Annotated in this window: 20 protein-coding genes, 1 pseudogene and 1 riboswitch; of the genes and pseudogenes, 12 read left to right on the forward strand and 9 right to left on the reverse strand. The window is 72.3% G+C overall.

The window, feature by feature from the left end; all coding sequences use genetic code 11:
• Window positions 1-2: 2 nt before the first annotated feature.
• From AACH10_RS20115 to AACH10_RS20130, 4 genes are read right to left on the reverse strand one after another with little or no spacing between them, the layout of a single operon-like run.
• Window positions 3-917 carry an ABC transporter substrate-binding protein gene (locus AACH10_RS20115; protein WP_341412271.1) on the reverse strand — a complete coding sequence of 305 codons (915 nt, stop codon included), beginning with the start codon at window positions 915-917 and terminating at the stop codon, window positions 3-5.
• Window positions 911-1486, reverse strand: coding sequence for a bifunctional adenosylcobinamide kinase/adenosylcobinamide-phosphate guanylyltransferase (locus AACH10_RS20120; protein WP_341412272.1), 576 nt, complete (start codon window positions 1484-1486; stop codon window positions 911-913). Before AACH10_RS20120 ends, AACH10_RS20115 begins: the two co-directional genes overlap by 7 nt.
• On the reverse strand, window positions 1483-2832 hold the full coding sequence (locus tag AACH10_RS20125) for a cobyrinic acid a,c-diamide synthase CobB (RefSeq protein WP_341412273.1): 1350 nt from the start codon (window positions 2830-2832) through the stop codon (window positions 1483-1485). Before AACH10_RS20125 ends, AACH10_RS20120 begins: the two co-directional genes overlap by 4 nt.
• A gap of 16 nt (window positions 2833-2848) precedes the next feature.
• Window positions 2849-4714: a TonB-dependent receptor domain-containing protein gene (locus AACH10_RS20130; protein ID WP_341412274.1), complete on the reverse strand. Its 1866-nt coding sequence runs from the start codon at window positions 4712-4714 to the stop codon at window positions 2849-2851.
• Window positions 4715-4793: 79 nt separating this feature from the next.
• Window positions 4794-5056, reverse strand: a riboswitch (cobalamin riboswitch).
• Between the two features lie 69 nt (window positions 5057-5125).
• Between AACH10_RS20130 and AACH10_RS20135 the strand changes: the two genes are divergently transcribed.
• From AACH10_RS20135 to AACH10_RS20150, 4 genes are all read left to right on the forward strand, one after another.
• Window positions 5126-5395 (forward strand): cell division protein ZapB, encoded by a 270-nt coding sequence (locus AACH10_RS20135; RefSeq protein ID WP_341412275.1) that lies wholly within the window; start codon window positions 5126-5128, stop codon window positions 5393-5395.
• Window positions 5396-5402: 7 nt separating this feature from the next.
• Complete coding sequence (locus AACH10_RS20140; protein ID WP_341412276.1) at window positions 5403-5735, forward strand: cell division protein ZapA; 333 nt, start codon at window positions 5403-5405, stop codon at window positions 5733-5735.
• Between the two features lie 322 nt (window positions 5736-6057).
• Complete coding sequence (locus tag AACH10_RS20145) at window positions 6058-6522, forward strand: EVE domain-containing protein (protein ID WP_341412277.1); 465 nt, start codon at window positions 6058-6060, stop codon at window positions 6520-6522.
• Window positions 6522-7349, forward strand: a complete 828-nt coding sequence (locus AACH10_RS20150; RefSeq protein ID WP_341412278.1) for a sulfite exporter TauE/SafE family protein — start codon at window positions 6522-6524, stop codon at window positions 7347-7349. Before AACH10_RS20145 ends, AACH10_RS20150 begins: the two co-directional genes overlap by 1 nt.
• On the opposite strand, the gene AACH10_RS20155 is transcribed toward AACH10_RS20150, so the two are convergent.
• Window positions 7346-8371, reverse strand: coding sequence for a sensor domain-containing diguanylate cyclase (locus tag AACH10_RS20155; protein ID WP_341412279.1), 1026 nt, complete (start codon window positions 8369-8371; stop codon window positions 7346-7348). The two genes, AACH10_RS20150 and AACH10_RS20155, sit on opposite strands and share 4 nt — an antisense overlap.
• A 271-nt stretch (window positions 8372-8642) precedes the next feature.
• On the reverse strand, window positions 8643-9926 hold the full coding sequence (locus AACH10_RS20160) for an ANTAR domain-containing protein (protein ID WP_341412280.1): 1284 nt from the start codon (window positions 9924-9926) through the stop codon (window positions 8643-8645).
• Window positions 9927-10282: 356 nt separating this feature from the next.
• Between AACH10_RS20160 and AACH10_RS20165 the strand changes: the two genes are divergently transcribed.
• Window positions 10283-11539 carry an MFS transporter gene (locus tag AACH10_RS20165; protein ID WP_341412281.1) on the forward strand — a complete coding sequence of 419 codons (1257 nt, stop codon included), beginning with the start codon at window positions 10283-10285 and terminating at the stop codon, window positions 11537-11539.
• Window positions 11540-11637: 98 nt separating this feature from the next.
• On the opposite strand, the gene AACH10_RS20170 is transcribed toward AACH10_RS20165, so the two are convergent.
• Window positions 11638-13362, reverse strand: a complete 1725-nt coding sequence (locus AACH10_RS20170; protein WP_341412282.1) for a bifunctional protein-serine/threonine kinase/phosphatase — start codon at window positions 13360-13362, stop codon at window positions 11638-11640.
• A gap of 140 nt (window positions 13363-13502) precedes the next feature.
• On the opposite strand from AACH10_RS20170, the pseudogene AACH10_RS20175 reads away from it, so the two are divergent.
• The 7 genes and pseudogenes from AACH10_RS20175 to AACH10_RS20205 form a co-directional block, all read left to right on the forward strand.
• Window positions 13503-14717, forward strand: a pseudogene (locus tag AACH10_RS20175) (NAD(P)/FAD-dependent oxidoreductase); the annotation flags it as partial.
• Between the two features lie 91 nt (window positions 14718-14808).
• Window positions 14809-17634 carry a nitrate reductase gene (locus AACH10_RS20180; protein WP_341412283.1) on the forward strand — a complete coding sequence of 942 codons (2826 nt, stop codon included), beginning with the start codon at window positions 14809-14811 and terminating at the stop codon, window positions 17632-17634.
• Window positions 17635-17724: 90 nt separating this feature from the next.
• Complete coding sequence (gene ybiB / locus AACH10_RS20185; protein ID WP_341412284.1) at window positions 17725-18681, forward strand: DNA-binding protein YbiB; 957 nt, start codon at window positions 17725-17727, stop codon at window positions 18679-18681.
• A 92-nt stretch (window positions 18682-18773) separates the two neighbouring features.
• Complete coding sequence (locus AACH10_RS20190) at window positions 18774-20015, forward strand: BaiN/RdsA family NAD(P)/FAD-dependent oxidoreductase (protein ID WP_341412285.1); 1242 nt, start codon at window positions 18774-18776, stop codon at window positions 20013-20015.
• Between the two features lie 154 nt (window positions 20016-20169).
• Window positions 20170-20382: a 30S ribosomal protein S21 gene (rpsU, locus tag AACH10_RS20195; protein ID WP_012346814.1), complete on the forward strand. Its 213-nt coding sequence runs from the start codon at window positions 20170-20172 to the stop codon at window positions 20380-20382.
• 98 nt (window positions 20383-20480) lie between these two features.
• Window positions 20481-20933, forward strand: coding sequence for a GatB/YqeY domain-containing protein (locus AACH10_RS20200; RefSeq protein WP_341412286.1), 453 nt, complete (start codon window positions 20481-20483; stop codon window positions 20931-20933).
• A gap of 36 nt (window positions 20934-20969) precedes the next feature.
• Entirely contained in the window at window positions 20970-21311 is a 342-nt protein-coding gene (locus AACH10_RS20205; RefSeq protein WP_341412287.1) for a protein tyrosine phosphatase family protein, read from the forward strand.
• Window positions 21312-21349: 38 nt separating this feature from the next.
• Here AACH10_RS20205 and AACH10_RS20210 read toward each other — a convergent pair whose 3' ends face one another.
• Together AACH10_RS20210 and AACH10_RS20215 are read right to left on the reverse strand one after the other, a co-directional pair.
• Complete coding sequence (locus AACH10_RS20210; RefSeq protein WP_341412288.1) at window positions 21350-22489, reverse strand: 5-methyltetrahydropteroyltriglutamate--homocysteine S-methyltransferase; 1140 nt, start codon at window positions 22487-22489, stop codon at window positions 21350-21352.
• Window positions 22490-22533: 44 nt separating this feature from the next.
• Window positions 22534-23247: an ABC transporter ATP-binding protein gene (locus AACH10_RS20215; RefSeq protein ID WP_341412289.1), complete on the reverse strand. Its 714-nt coding sequence runs from the start codon at window positions 23245-23247 to the stop codon at window positions 22534-22536.
• Window position 23248: the final 1 nt, after the last annotated feature.

The following is a 23248-nucleotide window of genomic DNA, read 5'->3' on the forward strand; positions in this document are numbered from 1 at the left end:
GCTCATGATTTTCCGGCCTTCACCGCGGGCAGGGCCTGCAGGCAGTCGGCCAGCACGTCGGCGGCCTCGCCCATGCGCGGGCCGGGGCGGATCAGCAACTCGTAGGGCGCCGTGTCGAAGGCGCAGCGCTGGCGCTGCTGCAGCGCGGCCAGGCTGGCCCAGCCGGGGCGGCTGGCCATGTCGTCGGCCTCGCGCTTGGGGCCCATCACGATGTCGGGACGCTCGCGCAGCACGAACTCGGGGTTCAGCTTCGGGAACGGGCCCATGCTGGCCGGCACGATGTTGCCCAAGGCCAGGCGCGTGAGCAGCTCGCCCATGAACGAACTGCTGCCGGCCGCCCATGGGCCGCCGCCGATCTCGAAATACACCCGCTTGCCGCGCAGCGCCGGCGGTACGCGCTGCGCTGCGGCGGCCATGCGTGCGTCGATGGCGGCCCACACGCGCTCGCCCTCGGCCGGCGTGCCCAGCATGCGCGCCAGCAGGCCCAGCGTGCGGCGCACATCGGCCTGGGTCTCGCTCTTCAGGCGCAGCACGGTGAAGCCCAGCGCCTCCAGCCGGTCGAGCGAGCGGGCCGAGGTGCTGGCCAGCACCACATCGGGTTTCAGCGCGGCAATGGCCTCGATCTGCACATCGTCCAGCCCACCCAGGCGCGGCAGCTTGGCCAAGGCCTCGGGCCAGTTGCTGTAGCGGTCCACGCCCACGAGCCGCGTGCCGCCGCCCAGCGCCCACACGCTCTCGGTCAGCGAGGGCAGCAGCGTGACGATGCGCTTGGGCGACGCCGGCAGGTGGTGCACGGTGCCGCGATCGTCGGTGAGATCGAGCGTGGCGGCACGCGCTGGTGAGGTCAGCGACCCAGCCATCGCCAAGGCCGCCAGCAGCACGGCGCGGCGGCCATGCGAAAGCATCAGGTTCACCATGGCGCACTCGCCTCCTGCTTCACGCTCAGTGGCAGACCGGCCACCATCAGGGTCACGCGCGGGCAGCGCGCGGCCACGGCCTGGTGCAGCTCACCCAGCGCGTCGACCACCCGGCGCACCTCGCGCTGCATCGGCATCACGCCCTGGCCGATCTCGTTGGACACCAGCACCACCGGCCCCGGCGCCGCGTCCAGCGCGGCCAGCAGCGCGGCGCGCTCGGCATCCAGGTCCTGTGCCGGCTCGCCCGGCGGCGGCATCAGGCACTGGCTCACCCACAGCGTCAGGCAGTCCACCACCAGCAGGCGCTGCGGCGCGCTGTGTGCGGCCACGGCCTGTGGCAGCCCGCGCGGCACCTCCAGCGTGGCCAGCGCCGGCACACGCTCGGCGCGCTCGGCGCGGTGGCGGGCGATGCGCGCGGCCATCTCGTCGTCTCCGGCCCAGGCGGTGGCGAGCAGCAAGGCCTGGTGCTGCGGTGATTGCGCCAGCCAGGCGCGGGCGCACAGCTCGCCGCGGCGGGACTTGCCGCTGCGCGCGCCGCCCAGGATCAGCTCATGTGGTGGCCTGGTCACGCCAGCACCTCCGGCAGGAACAGCCGCGCCGCGGCCTCAGGCGCTGACGCGAACCAGGGATGGAACCAGCTGGCGCGCAGGCTGCCCTGCTGGTAGACCGGCTCGCCGCCGCCCGCGGCGCCGGCATCGCGGCCCGAGGGCGTGTGCGCCGGCTGGGTGTGCGCCCACGGTGCCATCGGCGATTCGAAGCGCGACCAGTGGAAGCTGTGGCCGCGCATTTGGTGCCCGCACAGTTGCAACGCATGCGGCCCCAGCGCGGCCAGGCTGCGGCCCAGCGTGGCGGTGCCGGGCAGCAGACCCCACAGCCGGTGACGCTCGCCCTGGCCATCCATCAGGGTGTCGGCCAGCACCATCATGCCGCCGCACTCGGCCCACAGCGGCCGGCCCAGCGCCACGTGGGCGGCGATCTGCTCGCGCAGTTCGGTGCACTGCGCCAGGCGCGCGGCGTGCAGCTCGGGATAGCCACCGGGCAGCCACAGCGCATCGCAAGGCGGCAGCGCATCTCCCGCCAGCGGTGAGAAGAAGCGCAACTCGGCGCCCAGCGCGCGCAACACGTCCAGGTTGGCCGGGTACAGGAAGGCGAAGGCCGCATCGCGCGCAATCGCGATGCGCTGGCCTGCCAGCAGCGCCGGCACGGCGGGTGGCGGCGGTGCATCGGGCGCGGCCCAGGCTGGCAGACGGTCCAGCGTGGCCAGCGGCGTGTCGGCCAGCGCATCGGCCGCGGCATCCAGCCGGGCCAGCGCATCGGGCAGTTCGGCGGCGCCGGCCAGGCCCAGGTGCCGCTCAGGCAGCGCCAGCGCGGCGTCGCGTGGCAGCGCGCCGCACCAGCCGTCGTCGGGCGCCAGCACCTCGGCCAGCATGGCGGCATGGCGCGGGCTGCCCACGCGGTTGGCCAGCACGCCGGCCCAGGGCAGCGGCGCAGCCGTCACACCGCCCGGCCCCGGCCAGTGCCGCAGGCCATGCACGATGGCGCCGAAGGTGCCGGCCATCGCACCGGCATCCACCACCGCCAACACCGGCAGGCCGAAGCGGCGCGCCAGGTCGGCAGCGCTGGGCTGACCGTCGTACAGGCCCATCACGCCTTCCACCACCACCAGATCGGCCTCGTCGGCCGCGCGCTTCAGGCGTTGGGCGCAGTCGGCCTCGCCGTTGATCCACAGGTCCAGCGAATCCACCGGCGCGCCGCTGGCCAGCGCCAGCCAGGTGGGGTCGAGAAAGTCGGGCCCGCACTTGAAGGCCCGCACGCGCCGGCCGGCGCGTGCATGCCGCCGCGCCAGCGCGCAGGCCACGGTGGTCTTGCCCTGGCCCGAGGCCGGGGCGGCCACCAGCACGGCTTTGGCGCTCATCGTGCGGCCCGGCGGCTCACAACGACCAGCGCAGCCCCAGCTTGGCCGTGCGGCCTTCGCTGGCATAGGTGCGCGCGGTCTCGTAACGCTTGTCGCCCAGGTTGTCGACGCGCGCTTCCAGACGCAGGTTGGCGCTCAGCGCGCGCTCGGCACGCAGGCCGAGCACGGCGTAGCCGCCCAGCGTCTTGCCGTCGGTGTCGAAGCGCTGGCCGCTGGCGCGCCAGTCGGCGCCCAGCTCCCAGCCGGCCCACTGCGTGTCGGCGGCCAGCGTGGCCAACACACGGGCGCGGCGGACCAGCAGGTGGTCGGTGTCGAGGTTGCGCGGGTCGTGCCAGTCCAGCGAGCCATGCAGCGCCACACCGGCCAGGCGGGTCAGGCCGGCCAGGGTCACGCCCTGCAGGCGCGCGCGGCCCACGTTGTTGTAGCAGCCCCCCCAGGTGGGATCGTCCTGGCGCGACTTGCAGTTGCCGCTGCCGGTCCACGAGATCAGGTTGCTCACCCGGTTGTGGAAGGCCACCAGGCTCAGCTCGCTGCCCGCGCCCTGCCAGCGCAGGCTGGCCTCGAGGTTGCGGCCGGACTCGGGCTTGAGGTCGGCATTGCCGTAGTCGCTGAAGCGCTGGTAGACGGTGGGCGCGCGGAACGAGGTGGCCGCGCTGGCCCCCACGCGCCAGCCGGGCTGCACGGTCCAGGCCCAGGCCAGGCTGCCGGTGGGGCGGTTGCCGAACTGGCTGTCGCGGTCATGGCGCCAGTGCGCCTGCCACTGCTGCCCGGCCCACTGGCCCAGCCAGCTCAGGCCCACGGCGTCCTGGTGGCGCTTGCCGGCCAGCGTGGCGCTGTAGGCGGTGGACGGGTTCAGCAGTTCGTCCTCGCGGCGCTCCAGCAGCGCGCCCAGCTTCTGCTGCGCGCCCAGCGGCAGATCGTGCTGCAGCACGTAGTGGCGTTGCGTGGTCTCGGTGCGGTAGTAGGACGGCTGGGTCTCGTAGGTGTTCTCGCTCTGGCCCAGTTGCGCGCGGGTCACCGAGCCATCGGCCCAGCGGCCGCTCCAGCCCAGGCCGGCGGTCTGCAGCGTCTGGCGCGACACGTCGTCGCCGCTGGCCGAGCCGTCGTACTGCGCGCGCAGCCGGCCGGCCAGCACCTGCGCATCCACGCGCTGGCCCGGCGCCAGGTCAGCGCCCACGGCGGCGTGCACGCCCTGGCGGCGCCAGCCGTCGCGGTCGGGGTTCCTGCTGGGGCGGGCGTCGAAGCCATCGGCACGCTCGGCCATCACCGACAGCACGCCATCGAACTGGCCCGACTTGCCGCTCAGTTCGGCACGGCCGCGCAGCAGCCCGTGGCTGCCGGCGGTCAGCGCGGCCACGGCCTGCGGCTTGTCGGCGCAGCGGCGGGTGAACAGCTGCACCACGCCGGCGATGGCGTCCGAGCCGTAGATGGCGGCGGCTGGGCCACGCAGCACTTCCACGCGCTCCACCAGGTCCAGCGGCAGCAGCTCCCACGGCGCGCCGCCGGTGCTCTGGCCGTCGACGCGCAGGCCGTCGACATACACCGCCACATGGCGGCTCTCGCTGCCGCGGATGAACACGCTGGTGGTGCTGCCACTGCCGCCGTTGCGCGCCAGCTCCACGCCGGGCAGGCGCACCAGCAGGTCGCCCAGGTTGGTGGCGCCGCTGCGCTCGATGGCGTCGCGGTCGAGCGCCGACACATCGGCCAGCACCTCGGCGGGCGACTGGGCCGCGCGGGCGGCCGTGACCACCACCGACTGCGCCGCCACGTTGTTGGACTGCGCGTGCGCGGCGCCAGCAGCAGCCAGGCACAGCCAGGCCGCCGCCGCGGTGACGCAGGGGCGGAACGAATGGGCGCCAGCGCCCGACAAGAGGTGAGACATGAGGAACAGACAGCCGAAAGCACGCGCCTGGCCGCTTCCCCGCAGCCGAGCGCTTCATGGCGCGGCCCGCCAGCTGGCGGAGCGCACCCCCTCGTTGGCCGGTATCCGGGCTGGCGGAGGCAACCCCTGTGGCCTTCCCGGTCCCTTGCAGGGCCAGTGGCATGCGACACAGGAGCGGGGGCACCGCGCGGCTGCATGTGAGCCGGGCAACGCCCCGTCCGCTTACCGTTGCGGGGGCAGCGCAGGTTGGGTCTGGTCCGGTGGACGGCAGACCTCCCTGCTTCCCGTTTAACCGGGTTGTGACGACGCACAACCCGAAGCACCAACGTCACCGGATGCTAACAGCCGATGCTGTCGCGCCGCCTACAATCCGGCAACACACCCTGAACCCGGGGCCGGCCCAAAGCGTCCATGTCACGTCTCGAAGACCTCGCCGATCGCATCGAACGGCTCGTGCTGCGGCATGAAGAACTCAAGCGCACCAACGCGCTGCTGCAGCAGCAGCTCGATGGCGTGACCGGCGAGCGCGACAGCCTGCGCTCGCGCCTGGCCGCCGCCCGTGCGCGCATCGACGCCCTGCTCGACCGCCTGCCGGCCGAGCCGGCCGCCGCCGTGCCGGTGGCCCCGGCCCCGCGCAACACCGCGCTGGACGAGGCCCTGCCCGCCCAGGACCGCGAGTGAGCCCCGCATGAAGCAGATCGAAGCCACCATCCTGGGCCAGAGCTACATGCTGGCCTGCCCACCCGACGGTGAACGCCTGCTGCGCGACGCGGTGGCCATCGTCGACCGCGAGATGAGCGCCATCCGCGACGCCGGCAAGGTGAAGGCACGCGAGCGCATCGCCGTGCTCACCGCGCTGAACCTGGCCTACCAGCAGGCCGAGCGCGCGGCCGCACCGACCCCGGTGGCTGCACCCACCACCCCCACCACCCCGGCCGACACCGGCAGCACCGGCATCGATCTGGAGCCGCTGATCCGCCGCATCGACGCCGCGCTCGGCGACGACGGGCACCTGCTCTGATCCTGCCTGGCACATCGCCGGGCAGCGTGACGAGCTGCACGCGATTGACCCTGCTGATCACCCCGCTGCAGGCACACGCGAAGCCAGCACCGAGGCATAGAATGGGCTCGTCCGTTGTGCTGCCGGGGGCTTGATTTCCCTGAACCGATGCTCGTTGAGCCAGGGCTTGGAAATTGCGAAGCTGGTGCGATCGTCTCGCGTCAGATGAACCCGAAGCCTTGCTGACCTCGCCCACCTGAATCTGACCATAAGGGTTCAGGAATGCGGCTTCCGGTGCGCGACGGACACCCCCTCCCCCTCTCTTTCGCCCCCCTTCGAGCCGATGGCCGCCTTCTGGCTGATGAAGAGCGAGCCCGACGAGTGCTCGATCGATGACCTGGCGCGTGCGCCGGGCCAGTGCGTGCCCTGGATCGGCGTGCGCAACTACCAGGCCCGCAACTTCATGCGCGATGCGATGCGCGTGGGCGATGGTGTGCTGTTCTACCACTCGAGCTGCGCCGTGCCGGGCATTGCCGGCCTGGCCGAGGTGGCCAGCGCCCCGCATGCCGACGACAGCCAGTTCGATCCCGCCAGCCCCTACCACGACGCCCAGTCGAAGCCCGACGCACCGCGCTGGCAATGCGTGGACGTGCGCCTGGTGAAGAAGACCCGGCTGCTGCCGCTGACCGAGATGCGCGTGTTACCCCAACTGGCCACGATGCAGGTGCTGCAGCGCGGCAGCCGTTTGTCGATCACCCCGGTCACGCCCGCCGAATGGGCCGCCGTGACCGCCTTGCTGGAAACCTGATGCCGCAGTTCCTGTCCCTGCTCGACCCCACCCTGGTGCTGGAACTGCTGCTGCTGGGCTGCGTCACCGGTTTTCTCGCCGGCCTGCTGGGCATCGGCGGTGGCATGCTGATGGTGCCGTTCCTGACGATGATCTTCAGCGGCCGCGGCGTGGCGCCCGGCATGGCCGTGAAGATGGCCATCGCCACCTCGATGGCGACCATCCTGTTCACCTCGATCTCCAGCGTGCGCGCGCACCACAAGCGCGGCGCGGTGCACTGGCACCTGGTCAAGCAGTTCGCGCCCGGTCTGGTGCTGGGCGGGCTGCTGGCCGGGGCCGGCGTGTTCGCGGTCCTCAAAGGCCACTGGCTGGCACTGGTGTTCGCGGCCTTCGTCGGCTTCTCGGCCACGCAGATGCTGCGCAACAAGAAGCCCAAGCCCAGCCGCCAGATGCCGGGGCCGGTGGGCACGGCGGCGGCCGGCACCGGCATCGGCTTCCTGTCGGGCCTGGTGGGCGCCGGCGGCGCCTTCGTCTCGGTGCCCTTCATGACCTGGTGCAACGTGCCCATGCACAACGCCGTGGCCACCAGCTCGGCGCTGGGCTTCCCGATCGCGCTGGCCAACACCGTGGGCTACATCGTGGCCGGCTGGGGTGTGGCCTCGGCCCTGCCCGGCACGCTGGGCTATGTGATGGTGCCGGCCCTGGTGGTGATCGCCGCGGCCAGCGTCTTCACCGCGCCGCTGGGCGCGCGCACCGCGCATGCGATGGACGTGGCCCAACTCAAGCGCGTGTTCGCGATCCTGCTGTACGGCCTGGCCAGTTACATGGCCTGGCGCGCGTTCGCTTAACTGGATTCGAACCGGATGCTGGCCAGCGCCACGGTGTTGCCGCCGCGGCGGCGGGCTTCGGACAGCGCGGCCTGGCAGGCGGCCACCAGTTCGTCCTGGCCGTGGGCGGTGTGCGGGAAGCTGGCCACACCCATCGACACGGTGAACTCCAGGCGTTCGCCATCCAGCATCACGATCTGCGTGGCGCACTGGCGGCGCAGGCCTTCCATGCGCGAATGCGCGGTGGCCAGGCCCACGCCCGACAGCAGCACCGCGAAGTGGCGGTCATCCAGCCGGCACGAGGCGTCCATCGCGCGGGTGTTGCCGCGCAGCAGCCGGCCCATGGCCTCGCAGATGCAGGCGTGGGCGCGCTCACCCAGCGCAGCCACGCGGGGCGACGCCGGATCGAGCACCATGTAGACCAGCGCGAACTCGCGGTGTTCGCGCACCGAGAGATCGAGCTCGCGGCGCATCTGGTCATCGAAGTGGGCACGGGTGTTCAGGCCGCTGGCCTGGTCGCGCAGGCCTTGCTCGCCGCTTTCACGGCGCAGTTGCTCGTGGGCCTTCTGCAGCTGCTCGAGCTGGGCCAGCGCCTGCGCCAGCTGCTGCTCGCGCTGGCGCAGCGGCTGCTGGTCCTGCCACACGCTCAACAGCAACGCGCGGCCGGCGCCCGTGCCGGGCACGCGCAGCACGGAGAACTCGCGCCGCTCGCCGCGGTGCTCGAAACGGTGATCGCTGGTGAACACGCCGCCCTGGGCCTGGGCGCTCTGCTCGGCGGCGCGCAGGGCCGGCACGGCCGCGGGCTCGAACAGCTCGGCATCGCTGCGGCCCACCACCTCGTCGGTGGCACGGCCCAGCAGCGCGGCGAAGGCGCCATTCGCCACCAGATAACGGCCATCGTCAGCGCACTTGACGGCCATCGGCCAGCCCTGTTGCTGGGCCAGCGTTTGCAGCGCCTGCGCCTGCAGACCCAGCACCGAGGCCGCGATGGCAACGTCGGCCACGGCGAGCGAGCGGTCGGCTTCGAGGGGGGCGGCAATCATGGCGGTGGCGGTCGGCGATGCGCCTGGGCGGCGGGCTGGAACGGATCGCGTGTGGTTCGATTCTGGGCAGCACCCTGCCCGCAGGACAAGCGCGGCCTGGGCTGCACCCCTAAGATCCATCATACCCAGCGAGGCACCTTCTACCGGGGTCTGCTCACTGGGAACAACTGCGCGTTTGCCCTGGTTTTTTGCCCACGCTCACCCCCCCACAAACGCAGCACGCGGGCAGGGGTGGACGCGCGCCGCGGGAAGCCCCTCACAGGGGACCACCTCAAGCCAGCAGGCCCTGCATGCTGTGCTGGTACAGCGCGGTGAGTTCGTCGAAGCTGGCGAGCAGCGCCTCGCTTTCGCGGGCCAGCTGGCGCGCGGCCTCCTGCGGCTCGACGCCCGCGGCGGCGCGGCGCACGGCATCGAGCATGCGCTGCCACTGGCCGCGCGCGCGCGCCTGCACGGCACGGATCTCGGCGGTGCTGAGCGGCGCCTGCTCCAGCCAGGCCAGGGCCTGTTCGAAGGCCTGCATGGCCTGCACCGCGGCGGCGGCCTGGGCATCGCCCTGCGCGCCAGGCAACTGGCTGGCCAGCAGGGCCTGCTTGGCCAGGCGCTGCGAGAGCATGCGCTGGCGGCCGCAGACATTGACCACATGCAGGTGCGGCCGCGCGCTGGCATGGTCCAGCGCGGCGGTCAGCGCATCGGCGGCCTCCAGCAGGCGCTCGGCCAGCGCGTCGATGTCGGCCAGGCGGTGGGCCGCGTCGGCCCCCAGCGCCAGGGGCTCCAGGGCCGGCCAGGCGGCCTGCACGGCGGCCAGGCGCGCGGCGGCGGTGGCCGGCAGCGCCACCTCGGCCAGTGCCGCCAGCGCACCGCGCAGGCGCTGCACGGTGTCGGCCAGCCACTCGTCGGCGCGGTGGCGGTCGACGTCCAGCGCGCGCAGCGCCAGCGACTTGACCAGGCGCTGCGACAGCATGCGCAACTGGCCGGCGCGGTTGACGGCCTCGGCCGATTGCGCCGCCTCGATCAGCCCGCGCGAGACCTCGCCCAGGCGCAGGTTGGCGTGCATCGAGGCCGTGCGCAGCACCGCGAAGGCCTGGTCCTCGCTGAGCTGCTGGTGCTGCATCAGCACGCCCTTGGCCCGGTCAACCCACTTGCGCTCGTCGAGCCGGGTGTTCGCAGCCTCCAGCGCCTGCTGCAGTTGCCGGGTGTGGTCGAAGACCTGCCGCGCCCAACGCAGCGCATCGGCCACCACGGCCGGCGCCGGCAGGCCCGGCAGCCAGGCCTGCACGCCGGCGGCAGGCCACGGCGCCAGGTCGCCCGGCAATTGCGCCGGGCCCAGCAGCAGCACCGGCCGCGGCGCGGTGTCGGCCAGCAGCTGCAGCGCCGCCAGCGTGTCGGCCGCCAGCGCCTGGGCATGCACGATGACCGTTTCCGGTGCAAGGCGCACGACATCACGCACCAAGTTGCGGCACTCGCAGGTGCCCGCGATGGCCAGGCCGGCCGGCCGCAGCGCGGCGGCCAGGGCCTCGGCCAGCGGCAACTCGGGGGCGGCGATCAACACAGGCATGGGCAGGACAAGGGCAGTTCGGACAGCGAGGCCCCGAGCATAGGCCAGCCCGGGCCACCCGCCGGCCGCCGCAGACCCCCACCGGCACACGCCACACCGCCTCGCCACGGGCCCGCCGGAACCGGGCCTGACCCTGTCACTGCGGCACGCTTGTTGCTTCTGTCGACTTGCAAACGGGTGTGACGCTGCACCCCGGCCGGCGCCCGCCGGCCCCACCTGCCGGTGGCCAGCCCGAACGGGCCCGGACGCCGGTGTCTGCCGCCCCCGGCTGACCCGCCTGCGCCGCGGTCGCCACGGCCCCCGGCCGGTCCCAGGCCCCTTGCCTGGCCCCGCCACCCCCGACGAGCCCCCTCCCGATGACCGGTTTCAAGACCTTTCTGCGCTCGGGCCACTGGCCCACGCTGTTCGCCGCCTTCCTGTACTTCGACTTCTGCTTCGCGGTGTGGGTGCTCAACGGCGCCATGGGCCCGTTCATCAGCGAGGAGTTCGGCCTGAGCCCGGCACAGAAGGGCTTCATGATCTCGGTGCCCATCCTGGCCGGTGCGCTGATGCGCTTTCCGCTGGGCGTGCTGGCGCAGTACATCGGCCGCAAGAACGCGGCGATGGTGGAGATGAGCCTGATCATCGCCGCGCTGGCCTTCGGCTTCTTCTTTGTCGACAGCTACGACCGCGTGCTGGCCATGGGCGTGCTGCTGGGCATTGCCGGCGCGAGCTTCGGCGTGGCGCTGAGCCTGGGCAGCGGCTGGTTCCCGGCCAAGTACAAGGGCCTGGCGATGGGCATCGCCGGCGCCGGCAACTCGGGCACCGTGCTGGCCGTGCTGTTCGCGCCGCCGCTGGCGCAGAAGTTCGGCTGGCAGACGGTGTACGGCATCGCCGCGGCCACCATGCTGCTGCCGCTGGCCGTGATGGCCATCGCCGCCAAGGAGCCGCCCGACCGCGACGCGCACCAGAGCCTGCGCGAGCACCTGAGCTGCCTGTACGAGAAGGACGGCTGGGCCTTCAGCCTGATCTACGTGGTGACCTTCGGCGGCTTCATCGGCCTGTCGAGCTTCCTGCCCACCTACTTCCACGACCAGTTCAAGGTCACCAAGGTCGAGGCCGGCCAGCTCACCATGCTGGCCACGCTGATGGGCTCGGGCGTGCGCGTGCTGGGCGGCTACATCAGCGACCGCGTGGGCGGCATCACCACGCTCAGCGGCGTGCTGCTGGGCGTGGCGGTGTCGCTGCTGCTGTGCGGCCTGGCCGGCGGCTCGCTGCCGGCGACCACGCTGCTGTTCATGCTGTGCTTTGCCGCGCTGGGTGCCGGCAACGGCGCGCTGTTCCAGCTGGTGCCGCTGCGCTGGCCGATGACCACCGCCATCGCCGGTTCGATGATCGGCGAGGTGGGCGCGCTGGGCGGCGGCTTCCTGCCCAATGCGATGGGCCTGTCCAAGCAGTACACGGGCAGCTACTTCGGCGGTTTCCTGGCCTTCACGGTGCTGGCGCTGGGCATGCTGCTGATGCTGCGCCGCATGCAGATCCGCTGGACCCGCACCTGGGCCGAGAAGGGTGGCCGCGCGCGCAGCACGCCGTCGCAGCCCGAGCGGCGCACGGCGCGGGCCGTGGCGCGCTGAGATCCCTTCACGCCCCCCCACCCGACACATCCGACCTGCCCGAGCCCGGCATGGCCCGCCCCCTCCATCCCTGCGCGTGCGCTGCACGCCGCGCCGCATCAGCGCGGCAGGAACAGCAGCCAGACCACGAGCAGCAGGTTGAAGCCCAGCGAGACGGCCAGCGCGATCTTCCACAGCGCGGCCGGGTCGCGGTGCACCAGGGGCGTGGCGGGCGGCGCGGTCAGCGGGCGCGACGCGCCGCGCTCCAGCGCCAGCAGCAGTTCCTCGGCGGTCTCGAAGCGCTGGCGGCGGTCGCGCGCCACGGCCTTCAGCAGCACATGGTCCAGCCAGATCGGCAGATCGGGCCGGATGCGGCTGGGTGCCACCGGGTCACGGCGGAAGCGCTGGGTCTGGTAGGGCTCGATCTCGCCGTAGGGCAGCCGGCCGGTAAGCCACTGGTACAGCGTGACGCCCAGCGCGTAGAGGTCGCTCATCGCATCGGCCTGGGCCGCGCCCTCGCAGCTGCCGGCTTCTTCCCACTGCTCGGGGTTCATGTAGCTGGGCGTGCCGGCGCGCAGCGCACGCAGCGCGGCCGGCTCGCGCCCCGAGATGGCCGCGCCCAGGTCCAGCAGGCGCCACTGGCCGTCGTCGCCGCGGTGCAGGTTGGCTGGCTTCACGTCGCGGTGGATCACGCGCTGGCGGTGCAGCCGGCCCAGCGCACGCGCCACGGCGATGCCGGCGGCCACCACCTCGTCGGCGGCCACGGCCTGGCCGGGCGTCAGGCGCTGCTCCAGCGTCTGGCCGCTGTGCCAGTCGAACACCACGTAGAAGGCGCTGGGCGCGCGCTGCGGCCGCACGCGCACGAAGCCGCGCGCATCGCGCCCGCCCACCTGCTGGCCCAGCCAGGCCTCGTGGGCCAGCATCGCGCGCTCCTCGGCGTCGCCGGCCCGGCTTTCGTGCAGGGTCTTGATCGCCACCAGGTCGCGGCTGGCGTCCTCGCGCGCCTGGTACAGGCGGTGCACGCCGGTGTCGGCCACCAGCGCGGTGATGGTCATGCCGTCCAGCGCATCGCCCACCTTCAGACGCGGCGCGGCGGGCAGCTGGCGACCGGCCAGCAGCGCGTCGTCCAGGCCCTGCTCGGCCAGGCCCTGCACGCGCAGCAGCACGGCGCTGGCGTTGTCGGGGCTGCCGGCGTCCAGCGCCGCCTGCACCAGGGCCTCGGCCAGCGAATGCACCGGCACCTCGCGCTGCAGCAGCCTGGCGATCTGCGCGGGCTTGAGCGTGCGGTGCACGCCGTCGCTGCTGAGCAGCAGCATGTCGCCCACCTGCAGCGCGCCCTGGTGGAAGTCGACGCGCACCGTGTCTTCCAGGCCGATAGCGCGGGTCAGGCGGCTGCCGAGGTCGGGATGGTCCAGCGCATGGTCATGGGTGAGCTGCTGCAGCTCGCCGTCGCGCAGCAGCCAGGCGCGGGTGTCGCCCACATGCGCGGCGGTCCAGGTCTGGCCATGCAGCACCAGGGCGGTCAGCGTGGTCAGGCCCGAGGCATCGTCGCTGCGGCGGCGGTTGTGGTCGGCCAGCCAGGCGTTGTGGGCCGCGATCAGCCGGTCCAGCGCCACCGTGGTCTCCCAGGTGCCCGGCACGGCATGGAAGTCCTGCACCAGCGAGATCACGGCCGTCTGGGCCGCGGCGCGGCCCTGGCCACCGGCCGACACGCCATCGGCGATGGCCGCGATCAGGCCACGCGCCGGCTCGTGCGCCGGCGCCGCCAGCGCGGCGGTGAAGTCCTCGTTGTGTTCGCGCAGTCCGCGCTGGCTGGCCTGTCCGACATCGACCTGGAAACTCATGACGCCCTGCGCGGCAGGCCTGTGCGGCCGTTGGAATGGGGCCGCCATTCTCGCCGCAGCCCGGCGCAGGCGCGGCCATGCCGTGGCCGCGTTGGCACCCCGATTGCTAAAGCCCCGTACCGGGCCAAGGAGCAAGCCACATGAAGAAGATGAAGCTGGTGATGGTGGGCAACGGCATGGCCGGCGTGCGCACGCTGGAAGAACTGCTGAAGATCGCCCCGGGGCTGTACGACATCACCGTGTTCGGCGCCGAGCCGCACCCCAACTACAACCGCATCCTGCTCAGCCCGGTGCTGGCCGGTGAGCAGACCGAGGACGACATCGTGCTCAACCCGCTGCGCTGGTATGCCGAGCACGGCATCACGCTGCACCTGGGCAAGACCGTGACGCAGATTGACCGCACGCGCCGCGTGGTGCGCGCCGACGACGGCACCGAGGCCGCCTACGACCGGCTGCTGATCGCCACCGGCAGCGCGCCCTTCATCCTGCCGGTACCAGGCAAGGACCTGCAGGGCGTGATCGCCTACCGCGACATCGCCGACACGCGCACGATGATCGAGACCGCGAAGACACACCGGCACGCGGTGGTCATCGGCGGCGGCCTGCTGGGGCTGGAGGCGGCCAACGGCCTGATGCTGCGCGGCATGCAGGTGACCGTGGTGCACATCGCCCCGTGGCTGATGGAGCGCCAGCTCGACGCCGTGGCGGCCGGCCTGCTGCGCGAGAGCCTGGAAGCCCGCGGCCTGGCGTTCCGCATCGGCGCGCAGACGCAGGAACTGCTGGCCGATGCCCAGGGCCGCGTGCGCGGCGTGCGCTTTGCCGACGGCAGCGAGGTGCCGGCCGACCTGGTGGTGATGGCCGCCGGCATCCGCCCGAACACCACGCTGGCACGGGCCATCGGCCTGCACTGCGCCAACGACGGCCGCGGCGGCATCAGCGTCAACGACACGCTGCAGACCGTGACCGACCCGCGCATCTACGCCGTGGGCGAATGCGCCGCGCACCGCGGCATCGCCTACGGCCTGGTGGCGCCGCTGTTCGAGCAGGGCAAGGTCTGCGCCACGCACCTGGCCCAGGTGGGCATCGGCCGCTACACCGGCAGCCAGACCAGCACCAAGCTCAAGGTCACCGGCATCGACCTGTTCTCGGCCGGCGACTTCATGGGCGGCAGCGACAGCGAGGAGATCGTGCTGCGCGACCCGCTGGCCGGCGTCTACAAGAAGCTGGTGATCCGCGGCGACCGGCTGGTCGGCGCCTGCCTGTACGGCGACACCGCCGATGGCAGCTGGTACTTCCAGCTGCTGCGCGAGGGCCGGCCGATCGCCGACATCCGCGACCGGCTGATGTTCGGCGAGCACAGTTGCGCGCCCGCCGAAGCGGCAGCCGCCTGAGCCTTCTGCCCCGTTCCCCGCCTCCATGCCCGACCCGCAACCTGCACGAGACACCATGGCCCAGCCCCACAGCACCCGCAGCACCTGCCCCTACTGCGGCGTGGGCTGCGGCGTGATCATCGAGCGCGACGGTGCGCAGATCACCGGCGTGCGCGGTGATCCCGACCACCCCGCCAACTTCGGCCGCCTGTGCAGCAAGGGCAGCACCCTGCACCTGACCGCCAGCCCGGCCGTGCAGCAGCAGGCCCGGCTGCTGCAGCCGATGCGCCGCATGCAGCGCGGCGCCGCACCGGTGGCCAGCGACTGGGCGACGGCCACCGACGACATCGCCAACCGACTGGCCGACATCGCCACCACGCACGGCCCCGACGCCATCGGCCTGTACGTCTCGGGCCAGCTGCTCACCGAGGATTACTACGTCTTCAACAAGCTGGCCAAGGGCCTGCTGGGCACCAACAACATCGACACCAACTCGCGCCTGTGCATGAGCAGCGCCGTGGCTGGCTACAAGGCCACCCTGGGTGCGGACGCACCGCCGGCCTGTTATGACGACCTGGCGCTGGCCGACACCGTGTTCGTGGCCGGCGCCAACCCGGCCTGGGCGCACCCGATCCTGTTCCGCCGACTGGAGGATGCGCGCCAGGCACGCCCCGGCCAGAAGCTGATCGTCGTCGACCCGCGCCGCACCGACACCGCCGCCGCCGCCGACCTGCACCTGCAGATCCTGCCGGGCAGCGACATTGCGCTGTTCCACGGCCTGCTGCACCTGATGCTGTGGGAAGGCTGGATCGACGCCCGCCACATCGCCGAGCACACCAGCGGCTTCGACGCGCTGAAGGCGCGGGTGCAGGCCTTCACGCCGCAGGAGACCGCGCGGCTCACCGGCGTCAGCGAGTTCGATCTGGCCCTGGCCGCGCGCTGGTTCGCCACCGCCGGCCGCACGCTCAGCCTGTACTGCCAGGGCCTGAACCAGAGCAGCAGCGGCACGGCCAAGAACGCCGCGCTGATCAACCTGCACCTGGCCACCGGCCAGATCGGCAAGCCCGGCGCCGGCCCGTTCAGCCTGACCGGTCAGCCCAATGCCATGGGCGGGCGCGAGGTGGGCGGCCTGGCCAACCTGCTGAGCGCACACCGCGACCTGGCCAACCCGCAGCACCGCGCCGAGGTGGCCGCGCTGTGGGGCCTGTCCGACGTGCCCGCCACGCCGGGCAAGACCGCGGTGGAGATGTTCCAGGCTGCGGCCGACGGCCAGATCAAGGCGCTGTGGATCGCCTGCACCAACCCCGCACAGTCGATGCCCGACCAGACCACCGTGCGCCGCGCGCTCGAACGCGCCGAACTGGTCATCGTGCAGGAGGCCTTTGCCACTACCGCCACCGCACGCCATGCCGACTGGCTGCTGCCCGCCACCACCTGGGGCGAGAAGGACGGCACGGTCACCAACAGCGAGCGGCGCATCAGCCGCGTGCGCCCGGCCGTGCCGGCGCCCGGCCAGGCGCGCCACGACTGGCTGATCGCCCGCGACATCGCCCAGGCCCTCGAAGCCCAGTTGCGGCCCGGCCAGCCGCCGCTGTTCGACTACCCCACGCCCGAGCACGTGTGGAACGAGCACCGCGAGAGCACGCGCGGCCGCGACCTCGACATCACCGGCCTGAGCTATGCGCTGCTGGACACGCTGGGCCCGCAGCAGTGGCCGATGCCCGAAGGCGCCGCGCAGGGCCGCGCCCGCCTGTACGAGGACGGCCGCTACGCCACGCCGGACGGCCGCGCGCGCTTCGCCGATGTGGCGTACCTGCCCCTGGCCGAGCCCCGCGACGCGCGCTACCCGGTCAGCCTGACCACCGGCCGCCTGCGCGACCAGTGGCATGGCATGAGCCGCACCGGCACGCTGGGCCGGCTGTTCGGCCACGCGCCCGAGCCGGTGGTGGACCTGCACCCGCAGGACATGGCCCAGCTGCGCCTGCAGGCGGGCGACCTGGTGCAGATCAGCTCACGGCGCGGCACGCTGCTGCTGCCGGCCCAGGCCACCGACAGCGTGGCCCCCGGCCAGGCCCATGTGGCCATGCACTGGGGCGACGAGGTGCTGGGCGGGCGTGCGCTGCCCGGCCAGGTGGCGGCCGGCATCAATGCGCTGACCACCGGCGCCTTCTGCCCCGCCAGCAAGCAGCCTGAACTCAAGCACACCGCCGTGCGCCTCGGCAAGGCCGACCTGCCCTGGCGCCTGGTGGCCGCCGCCTGGCTGGACGAGGCCCAGGCCCTGCAGCTGCGCCAGCAACTGGTGGCGCTGCTGCCGCGCTTCGCCTTCGCCAGCGTGGTGCCCTTCGGCCACAGCGGTCACGGCGTGCAGCTGCGTGCGGCCGCCGAGGCCGCACCGCCGCCCGAGCTGCTGGCCGAGGTGGAGGCGCTGTTCGGCCTGGGCCCCGAGCGCCAGGACGCGCTGCGCTACGAGGACCGCCAGCGCGGCCAGCGCCGCAGCATGGCGCTGCGCCGCGACGGCGACGACCTGCGCCTGCAGGCCTTCGTGCTGGCCGGCGACACCCGCGCCGAGGCCTGGGTCAAGGCCCTGCTGCAGGAGCAGCTGCCGGCGCAGTCCTACGGCCGCCTGCTGCTGAGCCCCGGCGCCACGCCCCCGGTGGCGCTGGCCCCGCGCGGCGCGCAGGTGTGCACCTGCCTGAACGTCAGCGAGCCACAGATCGTGCAGGTGCTGGGCCGCTGCGCCGGCACGGCCGAGGCCCGGCTGGCGCAGCTGCAGGGCGCGCTGCGCTGCGGCACGCAGTGCGGCTCGTGCGTGCCGCAGCTCAAGCGCCTGGTGGCCGCCACGCCGGTGCAGGCGGCCGCGCCCGGCGTGGTGCAGGCACCGATGGCGGGCAGCCCGGCTTGACCTTGCTCAGGTCGGCCGACCCCATCCGGGGCAAGATGCCGGCCCGGAACTTGCGGCCACCGACCGGACAGGCGCCGAGGAGACAAGCACATGAGCATCGCGCAGTACATCAAGGAAATCGGCCGTGGCCCCGAGGGGGCGCGGCCGCTGGACGCGGCCCAGGCCCGCGACCTGTTCGGCCAGGTGCTGGACGGCCGGGTCACCGACCTGGAGATCGGCGCCTTCGCACTGGCCATGCGCATGAAGGGCGAGACGGTCGATGAGTTGCTGGGCTTCTGCCAGGCCCTGGACGAGCGTGCGCTGCCGATCTCGGCGCTGGCGCCCGACCGGCCGGTGATCGTGATCCCCAGCGTCAACGGCGCGCGCAAGCTGCCCAACCTGGTGCCGCTGCTGGCCATGCGCCTGGCCCAGGAAGGCGCGTCGGTGCTGGTGCACGGCCCGCGCCATGACCCCGCCCGCGTGACCAGTTGCGAGGTGTTCCAGGCCCTGGGCCTGCCGCCCTGCGACACCGTGGCCTCGGTGCACGAGCGCTGGGCCCGGCACGAGCCGGCCTACATGGCCACCGATGTGCTGCACCCGGCGCTGCAGCGCCTGCTGGATGTGCGCCGCGTGGTGGGCGTGCGCAACTCGGGCCACACCGTGGCCAAGCTGCTGCAGCCGGTGCAGGGCGCACCGGTGCTGCGCCTGACCAGCTACACCCACCCCGAGTTCGGCGCCCTGATGTCGGCCCTGGCCGAGCGCAGCGCCGCGCACCTGATGGTGCTGCGCGGCACTGAGGGCGAGGCCGTGGCCGACCCGCGCCGCTGCCCCAGGATGGACACCTGGCTGGGCGGTGTGCTGCAGCCCGAGCATTCCTGCGCGGCGCAGGAGGGTGTGCTGGCCGAACTGCCCATCCTGCCGCGCAGCATCGAGGCCGCCGCCACCGCCACCTATGTGCAGAGCGTGGCCGCCGGCGCCCAGCCGGCGCCTGCCCCGCTGGAGCGCCAGGTGGCGCTGCTGCTGGGCGCACTGGCGCAGCTGCGCCAGCCCCACGCCCGCCGCGCCTGAACCCGGCGCACGGCCGGGCCGAGGCCGGCCAATGCGCGCCGTCGGGCCGCGGCGGAATGTGCCGGCACATGGCGCCGCGATAATCCGCCGCCATGCACCGCGTCGATGCCATCGTCCTGGGGGCCGGCGCAGCCGGCCTGTTCTGTGCCGGCCTGGCGGGCCAGCGCGGCCTGAAGGTGCTGCTGATCGACCATGCCGAGCGCGTGGCCGAGAAGATCCGCATCTCCGGCGGCGGGCGCTGCAACTTCACCAACCGCGAGGCCACGCCGGCGCAGTTCCTGTCGGCCAATCCACATTTCTGCCGCTCGGCGCTGGCGCGCTACACGCCGGCCGACTTCATCGCGCTGGTGCGCCGGCACGGCATCGCCTTCCACGAGAAGCACAAGGGCCAGCTGTTCTGCGACGACTCGGCCGAGCAGATCATCGCCCTGCTGCTGGCCGAATGCGCCGCGGGCGGCGTCGAGCGCTGGCAGCCCTGCAGCGTCAAGGCGGTGCGCCAGAGCGGCGGCGGCGGTTTCGAGATCGACACCGACCGCGGCCCGGTGGCCGCGCCGCAGCTGGTCATTGCCACCGGCGGCCTGCCGGTGCCCAAGATCGGCGCCACCGACTTCGGCCTGCGCCTGGCGCGGCAGTTCGGCCTGCGCGTGGTGGAGCCGCGGCCGGCGCTGGTGCCGCTGACTTTCGACGCCAGCGCCTGGGCGCCGTTCGCGGCGCTGTCGGGCCTGTCGCTGGAGGTGGAGATCAGCACCGGCACCGGCCAAAAAGGCCCCAAGGGCAAGGGCCAGCCCGCCGGCCACTTCGTCGAAGACCTGCTGATCACCCACCGCGGCCTCAGCGGCCCGGCCGTGCTGCAGATCTCCAGCTACTGGCAGCCGGGCGAGCCGCTGCGCATCGACCTGCTGCCGCAGCGCGACCTGCCGGCCCTGCTGGCCGCGGCCAAGGCCGGCTCGCGCCGCCATCTGGGCAATGTGCTGGCCGACTGGCTGCCGCAGCGCCTGGCCGACACCTGGCTGGCCACGCTGGATCTGCCCAAGGACAAGCCCCTGCCCGAGCTGCGCGACCGCGACCTGGCACGCCTGGCTGAAGCCCTGCAGCGCTGGCAGCTCACGCCCACCGGTACCGAGGGCTGGAAGAAGGCCGAGGTGATGGCCGGCGGCGTGGACACGCGCGATCTCGACTCGCGCCACCTGGGCGCGCGCAGCGTGCCGGGCCTGCACTTCATCGGCGAAGTGGTCGACGTGACCGGCTGGCTGGGCGGCTACAACTTCCAGTGGGCCTGGTCCAGCGCAGCGGCCTGTGCCCAGGCCTTGGAAATTTCGCCAATTTCAGAGTAGAATCGTCGTTTTGCTAGCAAACCGCGTGTCGATTCCCCGGCCTGGCAAGTCCGGAAATGCCCCGCCCGCAGCGATCAGGCTGAACGCCTGAAGACTGCACAGGCAGGCCGAGACAGGAACACCGAGCGCACTCACTCAAGGATTCATCCGTTCGATGACTACCATCCGCGTCAAGGAAAACGAGCCCTTCGATGTCGCCCTGCGCCGCTTCAAGCGCACGATCGAGAAGTTGGGCCTGCTGACGGAACTGCGCGCTCGCGAGTTCTACGAGAAGCCCACCGCTGAGCGCAAGCGCAAGAAGGCCGCCGCCGTCAAGCGCCACTACAAGCGCGTGCGCAGCATGCAGCTGCCCAAGAAGCTGTACTGATCGCCCACGCGAATCCAGCTTTCGACACGCCCGCGCGGGACGCCGCTGCGGGCGTTTTGCATTTCAGACCTCGAATTTCTGCCCCGGAGTTGACGACCATGGCCCTGAAAGACCAGATCACCGAAGACATGAAGACGGCGATGCGCGCCAAGGAGGCCGAGCGCCTGTCTGCCATCCGCATGCTGCTGGCCGCGATCAAGCAAAAGGAAGTCGACGAGCGCATCACGCTCGATGACGCCCAGGTCATCGCCGTGGTCGACAAGCTGATCAAGCAGCGCAAGGACTCCATCGCCGCCTACCAGCAGGCCCAGCGCGACGACCTGGCCGCCAAGGAGCAGGCCGAGCTCAGCGTGCTGAGCGCCTACCTGCCGCAGCGCATGAGCGCCGACGAGATCACCGCCGCCGTGGCCGCCATCGTGGCCGGCCTGGGCGCCAGCGGCCCCGGCGACATGGGCAAGGTGATGGGCGCGGTGAAAACCCAGCTGGCCGGCAAGGCCGACATGGGGCTGGTGTCGACCGCGGTCAAGGCGGCGCTGTCGGGCGCGAAGTAAGCTCCAGGCATCGCCCTGCCCCGAGGTTCCACCGTCATGACGCTTCCGATCCGCCCCGTCACCGCGCAGTTCGCCGTGGCCCCGCAACTCACGCCCGAGGCCATGGCCGAAGTGGCCGCCGCAGGCTTCAAGTCGGTGGTGTGCAACCGGCCCGATTTCGAGCGCGGCCCCGACCAGCCCACCGCCGCCGCGGTGCAGGCCGCGGCCGAGGCCGCCGGCCTGCAGTTCCGCCACCTGCCGGTGGCCGGCGGCTACCAGTCGCCCGAAGAGATCGCGGCGTTCAAGGCGCTGCTGGCCGAGTTGCCCGGCCCGGTGCTGGCCTTCTGCCGCTCGGGCGCACGCTCCGAGAAGCTGTACGCGCAGGCCCGCTTCGGCTGATGCGTGACGGGCCGCAGGGCCTGTCACGCGTCCCGCAATCAGCCCCAGACCTCCTGCGCCGTCTCGACCACCAGGCGCAGCTTGTTGCGCTGGTCTTCCACGGCGATGTTGTTGCCGTGCACCGTGCTGCTGAAGCCGCATTGCGGGCTCAGGCACAGCTGGTCCAGCGGCGCGTACTGCGCGGCTTCCTCGATGCGGCGCTTGAGCACGTCCTTGCTCTCCATCGCGCCGAACTTGGTGGTCACCAGACCCAGCACCACGATCTTGCCCTTGGAGAGGAAGCGCAGCGGGCGGAAGTCGCCACTGCGGTCGTCGTCGTACTCCAGGAAGAACGCGTCGAGCTTCATCTCCGACAGCAGGGCTTCGGCCACCGGCTCGTAGTTGCCGGCCGCCGCGTGGGTGCTCTTGAAGTTGCCGCGGCACAGATGCATGGCCAGGGTCATGCCGGCCGGCTTGTGCGCCACCACCTTGTTGATGAACTGCGCGTAGCGGTGCGGCAGTTCGTTGGGGTCGTCGCCGCGCTGACGGGCGGCCTCACGCATCTTCTCGTCGCACAGGTAGGCCAGGTTGGTGTCGTCCATCTGCACATAGGTGCAGCCGGCGTCGGCCAGGCTCTGCAGTTCGTCGCCATAGGCCTTGGCCACGTCGTCGTAGAAGGCCGGATCCAGCTCGGGATAGGCCTCGCGGCTGATGCCGGCGCGGCCACCGCGGAAGTGCAACATGGTCGGCGACGGGATCGTGACCTTGGGCGTCAGCGCGCCCTGCGGCTGCAGGCCCAGGGCCTCGACCTGCGCCTTCAGGTACTGGAAGTCGGCCAGCTGGATGTTCTTGGCATGGCGCACCTTGTCGATCACGCGGATCACCGGCGGCGCCAGTTCCTCGGTGCCATCGGCGCGCTTGACGGTCACCGGGATGTCGGTCTTGACGCCGCCCAGCTGCTCCAGGAAGTCGATGTGGAAGTAGGTGCGGCGGAACTCGCCGTCGGTGATGCTCTGCAGGCCCACATCGGCCTGGAACTTCACGATCTCGGTGATGGCGCGGTCTTCCACCGCACGCAGTTGCTCGGCCGTGATGGCCTTGTTGACGAAGAACTGCTCGCGGGCCTCCAGCAAGTACTTCGGACGCAGAAAGCTGCCGACATGGTCGGCGCGGAACGGCGGCGTGGTGCGCAGGGTCATCGAGCTTCTCCTCGTGGTGACTGGGTCAAGAGACGGATGGCGGTTCAGTGCGCGGCGGCCACGCCGAGCCACTGGTCCAGCGGTGCCGGATCGGTCAGCAGGGCCTCGCTGGTGGCGCGGTAGGCGATGCCGCCGCGGTCGAGCACGATGGCGTCGTCGGTCACGCCGAGCACCATGTGCGGGTGCTGCTCGACGACGATGGACGACAGCCCTTCCTCGCGGCCCACGCGGCGGATGGCGCGCAGCAGTTCTTCGACGATGATGGGCGCCAGGCCTTCCAGCGGCTCGTCCAGCAGCAGCAGGCGCGGGTTGATGACCAGCGCGCGGCCAAAGGCCAGCATCTGCTGCTCACCGCCCGACAGCTGCGTGCCCAGGTTCTTCTTGCGCTCGGCCAGGCGCGGAAACAGGTCATACACCCGCTCGGGCGTCCACGGCCCGCTGCGCGCCACCGCGGTGAGGTTCTCGTGCACCGTGAGCGACTTGAAGATGTTGCGCTCCTGTGGCACCCAGCCGATGCCCGCACCCGCGCGCTGGTGGCTGGGCAGGCCATGGATCTCGCGCCCGGCCAGCGTGATGCGGCCGGCATGGCGCCGCGCCGCGCCCGCGAGGGTGTCGATCAGCGTGGTCTTGCCGGTGCCATTGCGGCCCAGCAGCGCCAGTGAGCGGCCTTGCGGCAGCGAGAAGCTCACATCCTGCAGCACCACGGCCTCGCCGTGGCCGCAGGTGAGTTGTTGGACGTCGAGAAGGAGTTCAGCCATG

Source organism: Pseudaquabacterium inlustre (assembly GCF_038066595.1).
Lineage (GTDB): Bacteria > Pseudomonadota > Gammaproteobacteria > Burkholderiales > Burkholderiaceae_C > Pseudaquabacterium > Pseudaquabacterium inlustre.

What these genes read in the sequence shown, in the direction of transcription:
- ybiB (WP_341412284.1), top strand. Translation starts at nt 17,725, where the DNA reads ATGAGCATCGCGCAGTACATCAAGGAAATCGGCCGTGGCCCCGAGGGG.
- rpsU (WP_012346814.1), top strand. Translation starts at nt 20,170, where the DNA reads ATGACTACCATCCGCGTCAAGGAAAACGAGCCCTTCGATGTCGCCCTG.
- AACH10_RS20150 (WP_341412278.1), top strand. Translation starts at nt 6,522, where the DNA reads ATGCCGCAGTTCCTGTCCCTGCTCGACCCCACCCTGGTGCTGGAACTG.
- AACH10_RS20135 (WP_341412275.1), top strand. Translation starts at nt 5,126, where the DNA reads ATGTCACGTCTCGAAGACCTCGCCGATCGCATCGAACGGCTCGTGCTG.
- AACH10_RS20140 (WP_341412276.1), top strand. Translation starts at nt 5,403, where the DNA reads ATGAAGCAGATCGAAGCCACCATCCTGGGCCAGAGCTACATGCTGGCC.
- AACH10_RS20210 (WP_341412288.1), bottom strand. Translation starts at nt 22,489, where the DNA reads ATGACCCTGCGCACCACGCCGCCGTTCCGCGCCGACCATGTCGGCAGC.
- AACH10_RS20180 (WP_341412283.1), top strand. Translation starts at nt 14,809, where the DNA reads ATGGCCCAGCCCCACAGCACCCGCAGCACCTGCCCCTACTGCGGCGTG.
- AACH10_RS20155 (WP_341412279.1), bottom strand. Translation starts at nt 8,371, where the DNA reads ATGATTGCCGCCCCCCTCGAAGCCGACCGCTCGCTCGCCGTGGCCGAC.
- AACH10_RS20200 (WP_341412286.1), top strand. Translation starts at nt 20,481, where the DNA reads ATGGCCCTGAAAGACCAGATCACCGAAGACATGAAGACGGCGATGCGC.
- AACH10_RS20165 (WP_341412281.1), top strand. Translation starts at nt 10,283, where the DNA reads ATGACCGGTTTCAAGACCTTTCTGCGCTCGGGCCACTGGCCCACGCTG.
- AACH10_RS20115 (WP_341412271.1), bottom strand. Translation starts at nt 917, where the DNA reads ATGGTGAACCTGATGCTTTCGCATGGCCGCCGCGCCGTGCTGCTGGCG.
- AACH10_RS20170 (WP_341412282.1), bottom strand. Translation starts at nt 13,362, where the DNA reads ATGAGTTTCCAGGTCGATGTCGGACAGGCCAGCCAGCGCGGACTGCGC.
- AACH10_RS20125 (WP_341412273.1), bottom strand. Translation starts at nt 2,832, where the DNA reads ATGAGCGCCAAAGCCGTGCTGGTGGCCGCCCCGGCCTCGGGCCAGGGC.
- AACH10_RS20205 (WP_341412287.1), top strand. Translation starts at nt 20,970, where the DNA reads ATGACGCTTCCGATCCGCCCCGTCACCGCGCAGTTCGCCGTGGCCCCG.
- AACH10_RS20190 (WP_341412285.1), top strand. Translation starts at nt 18,774, where the DNA reads ATGCACCGCGTCGATGCCATCGTCCTGGGGGCCGGCGCAGCCGGCCTG.
- AACH10_RS20215 (WP_341412289.1), bottom strand. Translation starts at nt 23,247, where the DNA reads ATGGCTGAACTCCTTCTCGACGTCCAACAACTCACCTGCGGCCACGGC.
- AACH10_RS20130 (WP_341412274.1), bottom strand. Translation starts at nt 4,714, where the DNA reads ATGTCTCACCTCTTGTCGGGCGCTGGCGCCCATTCGTTCCGCCCCTGC.
- AACH10_RS20145 (WP_341412277.1), top strand. Translation starts at nt 6,058, where the DNA reads ATGGCCGCCTTCTGGCTGATGAAGAGCGAGCCCGACGAGTGCTCGATC.
- AACH10_RS20160 (WP_341412280.1), bottom strand. Translation starts at nt 9,926, where the DNA reads ATGCCTGTGTTGATCGCCGCCCCCGAGTTGCCGCTGGCCGAGGCCCTG.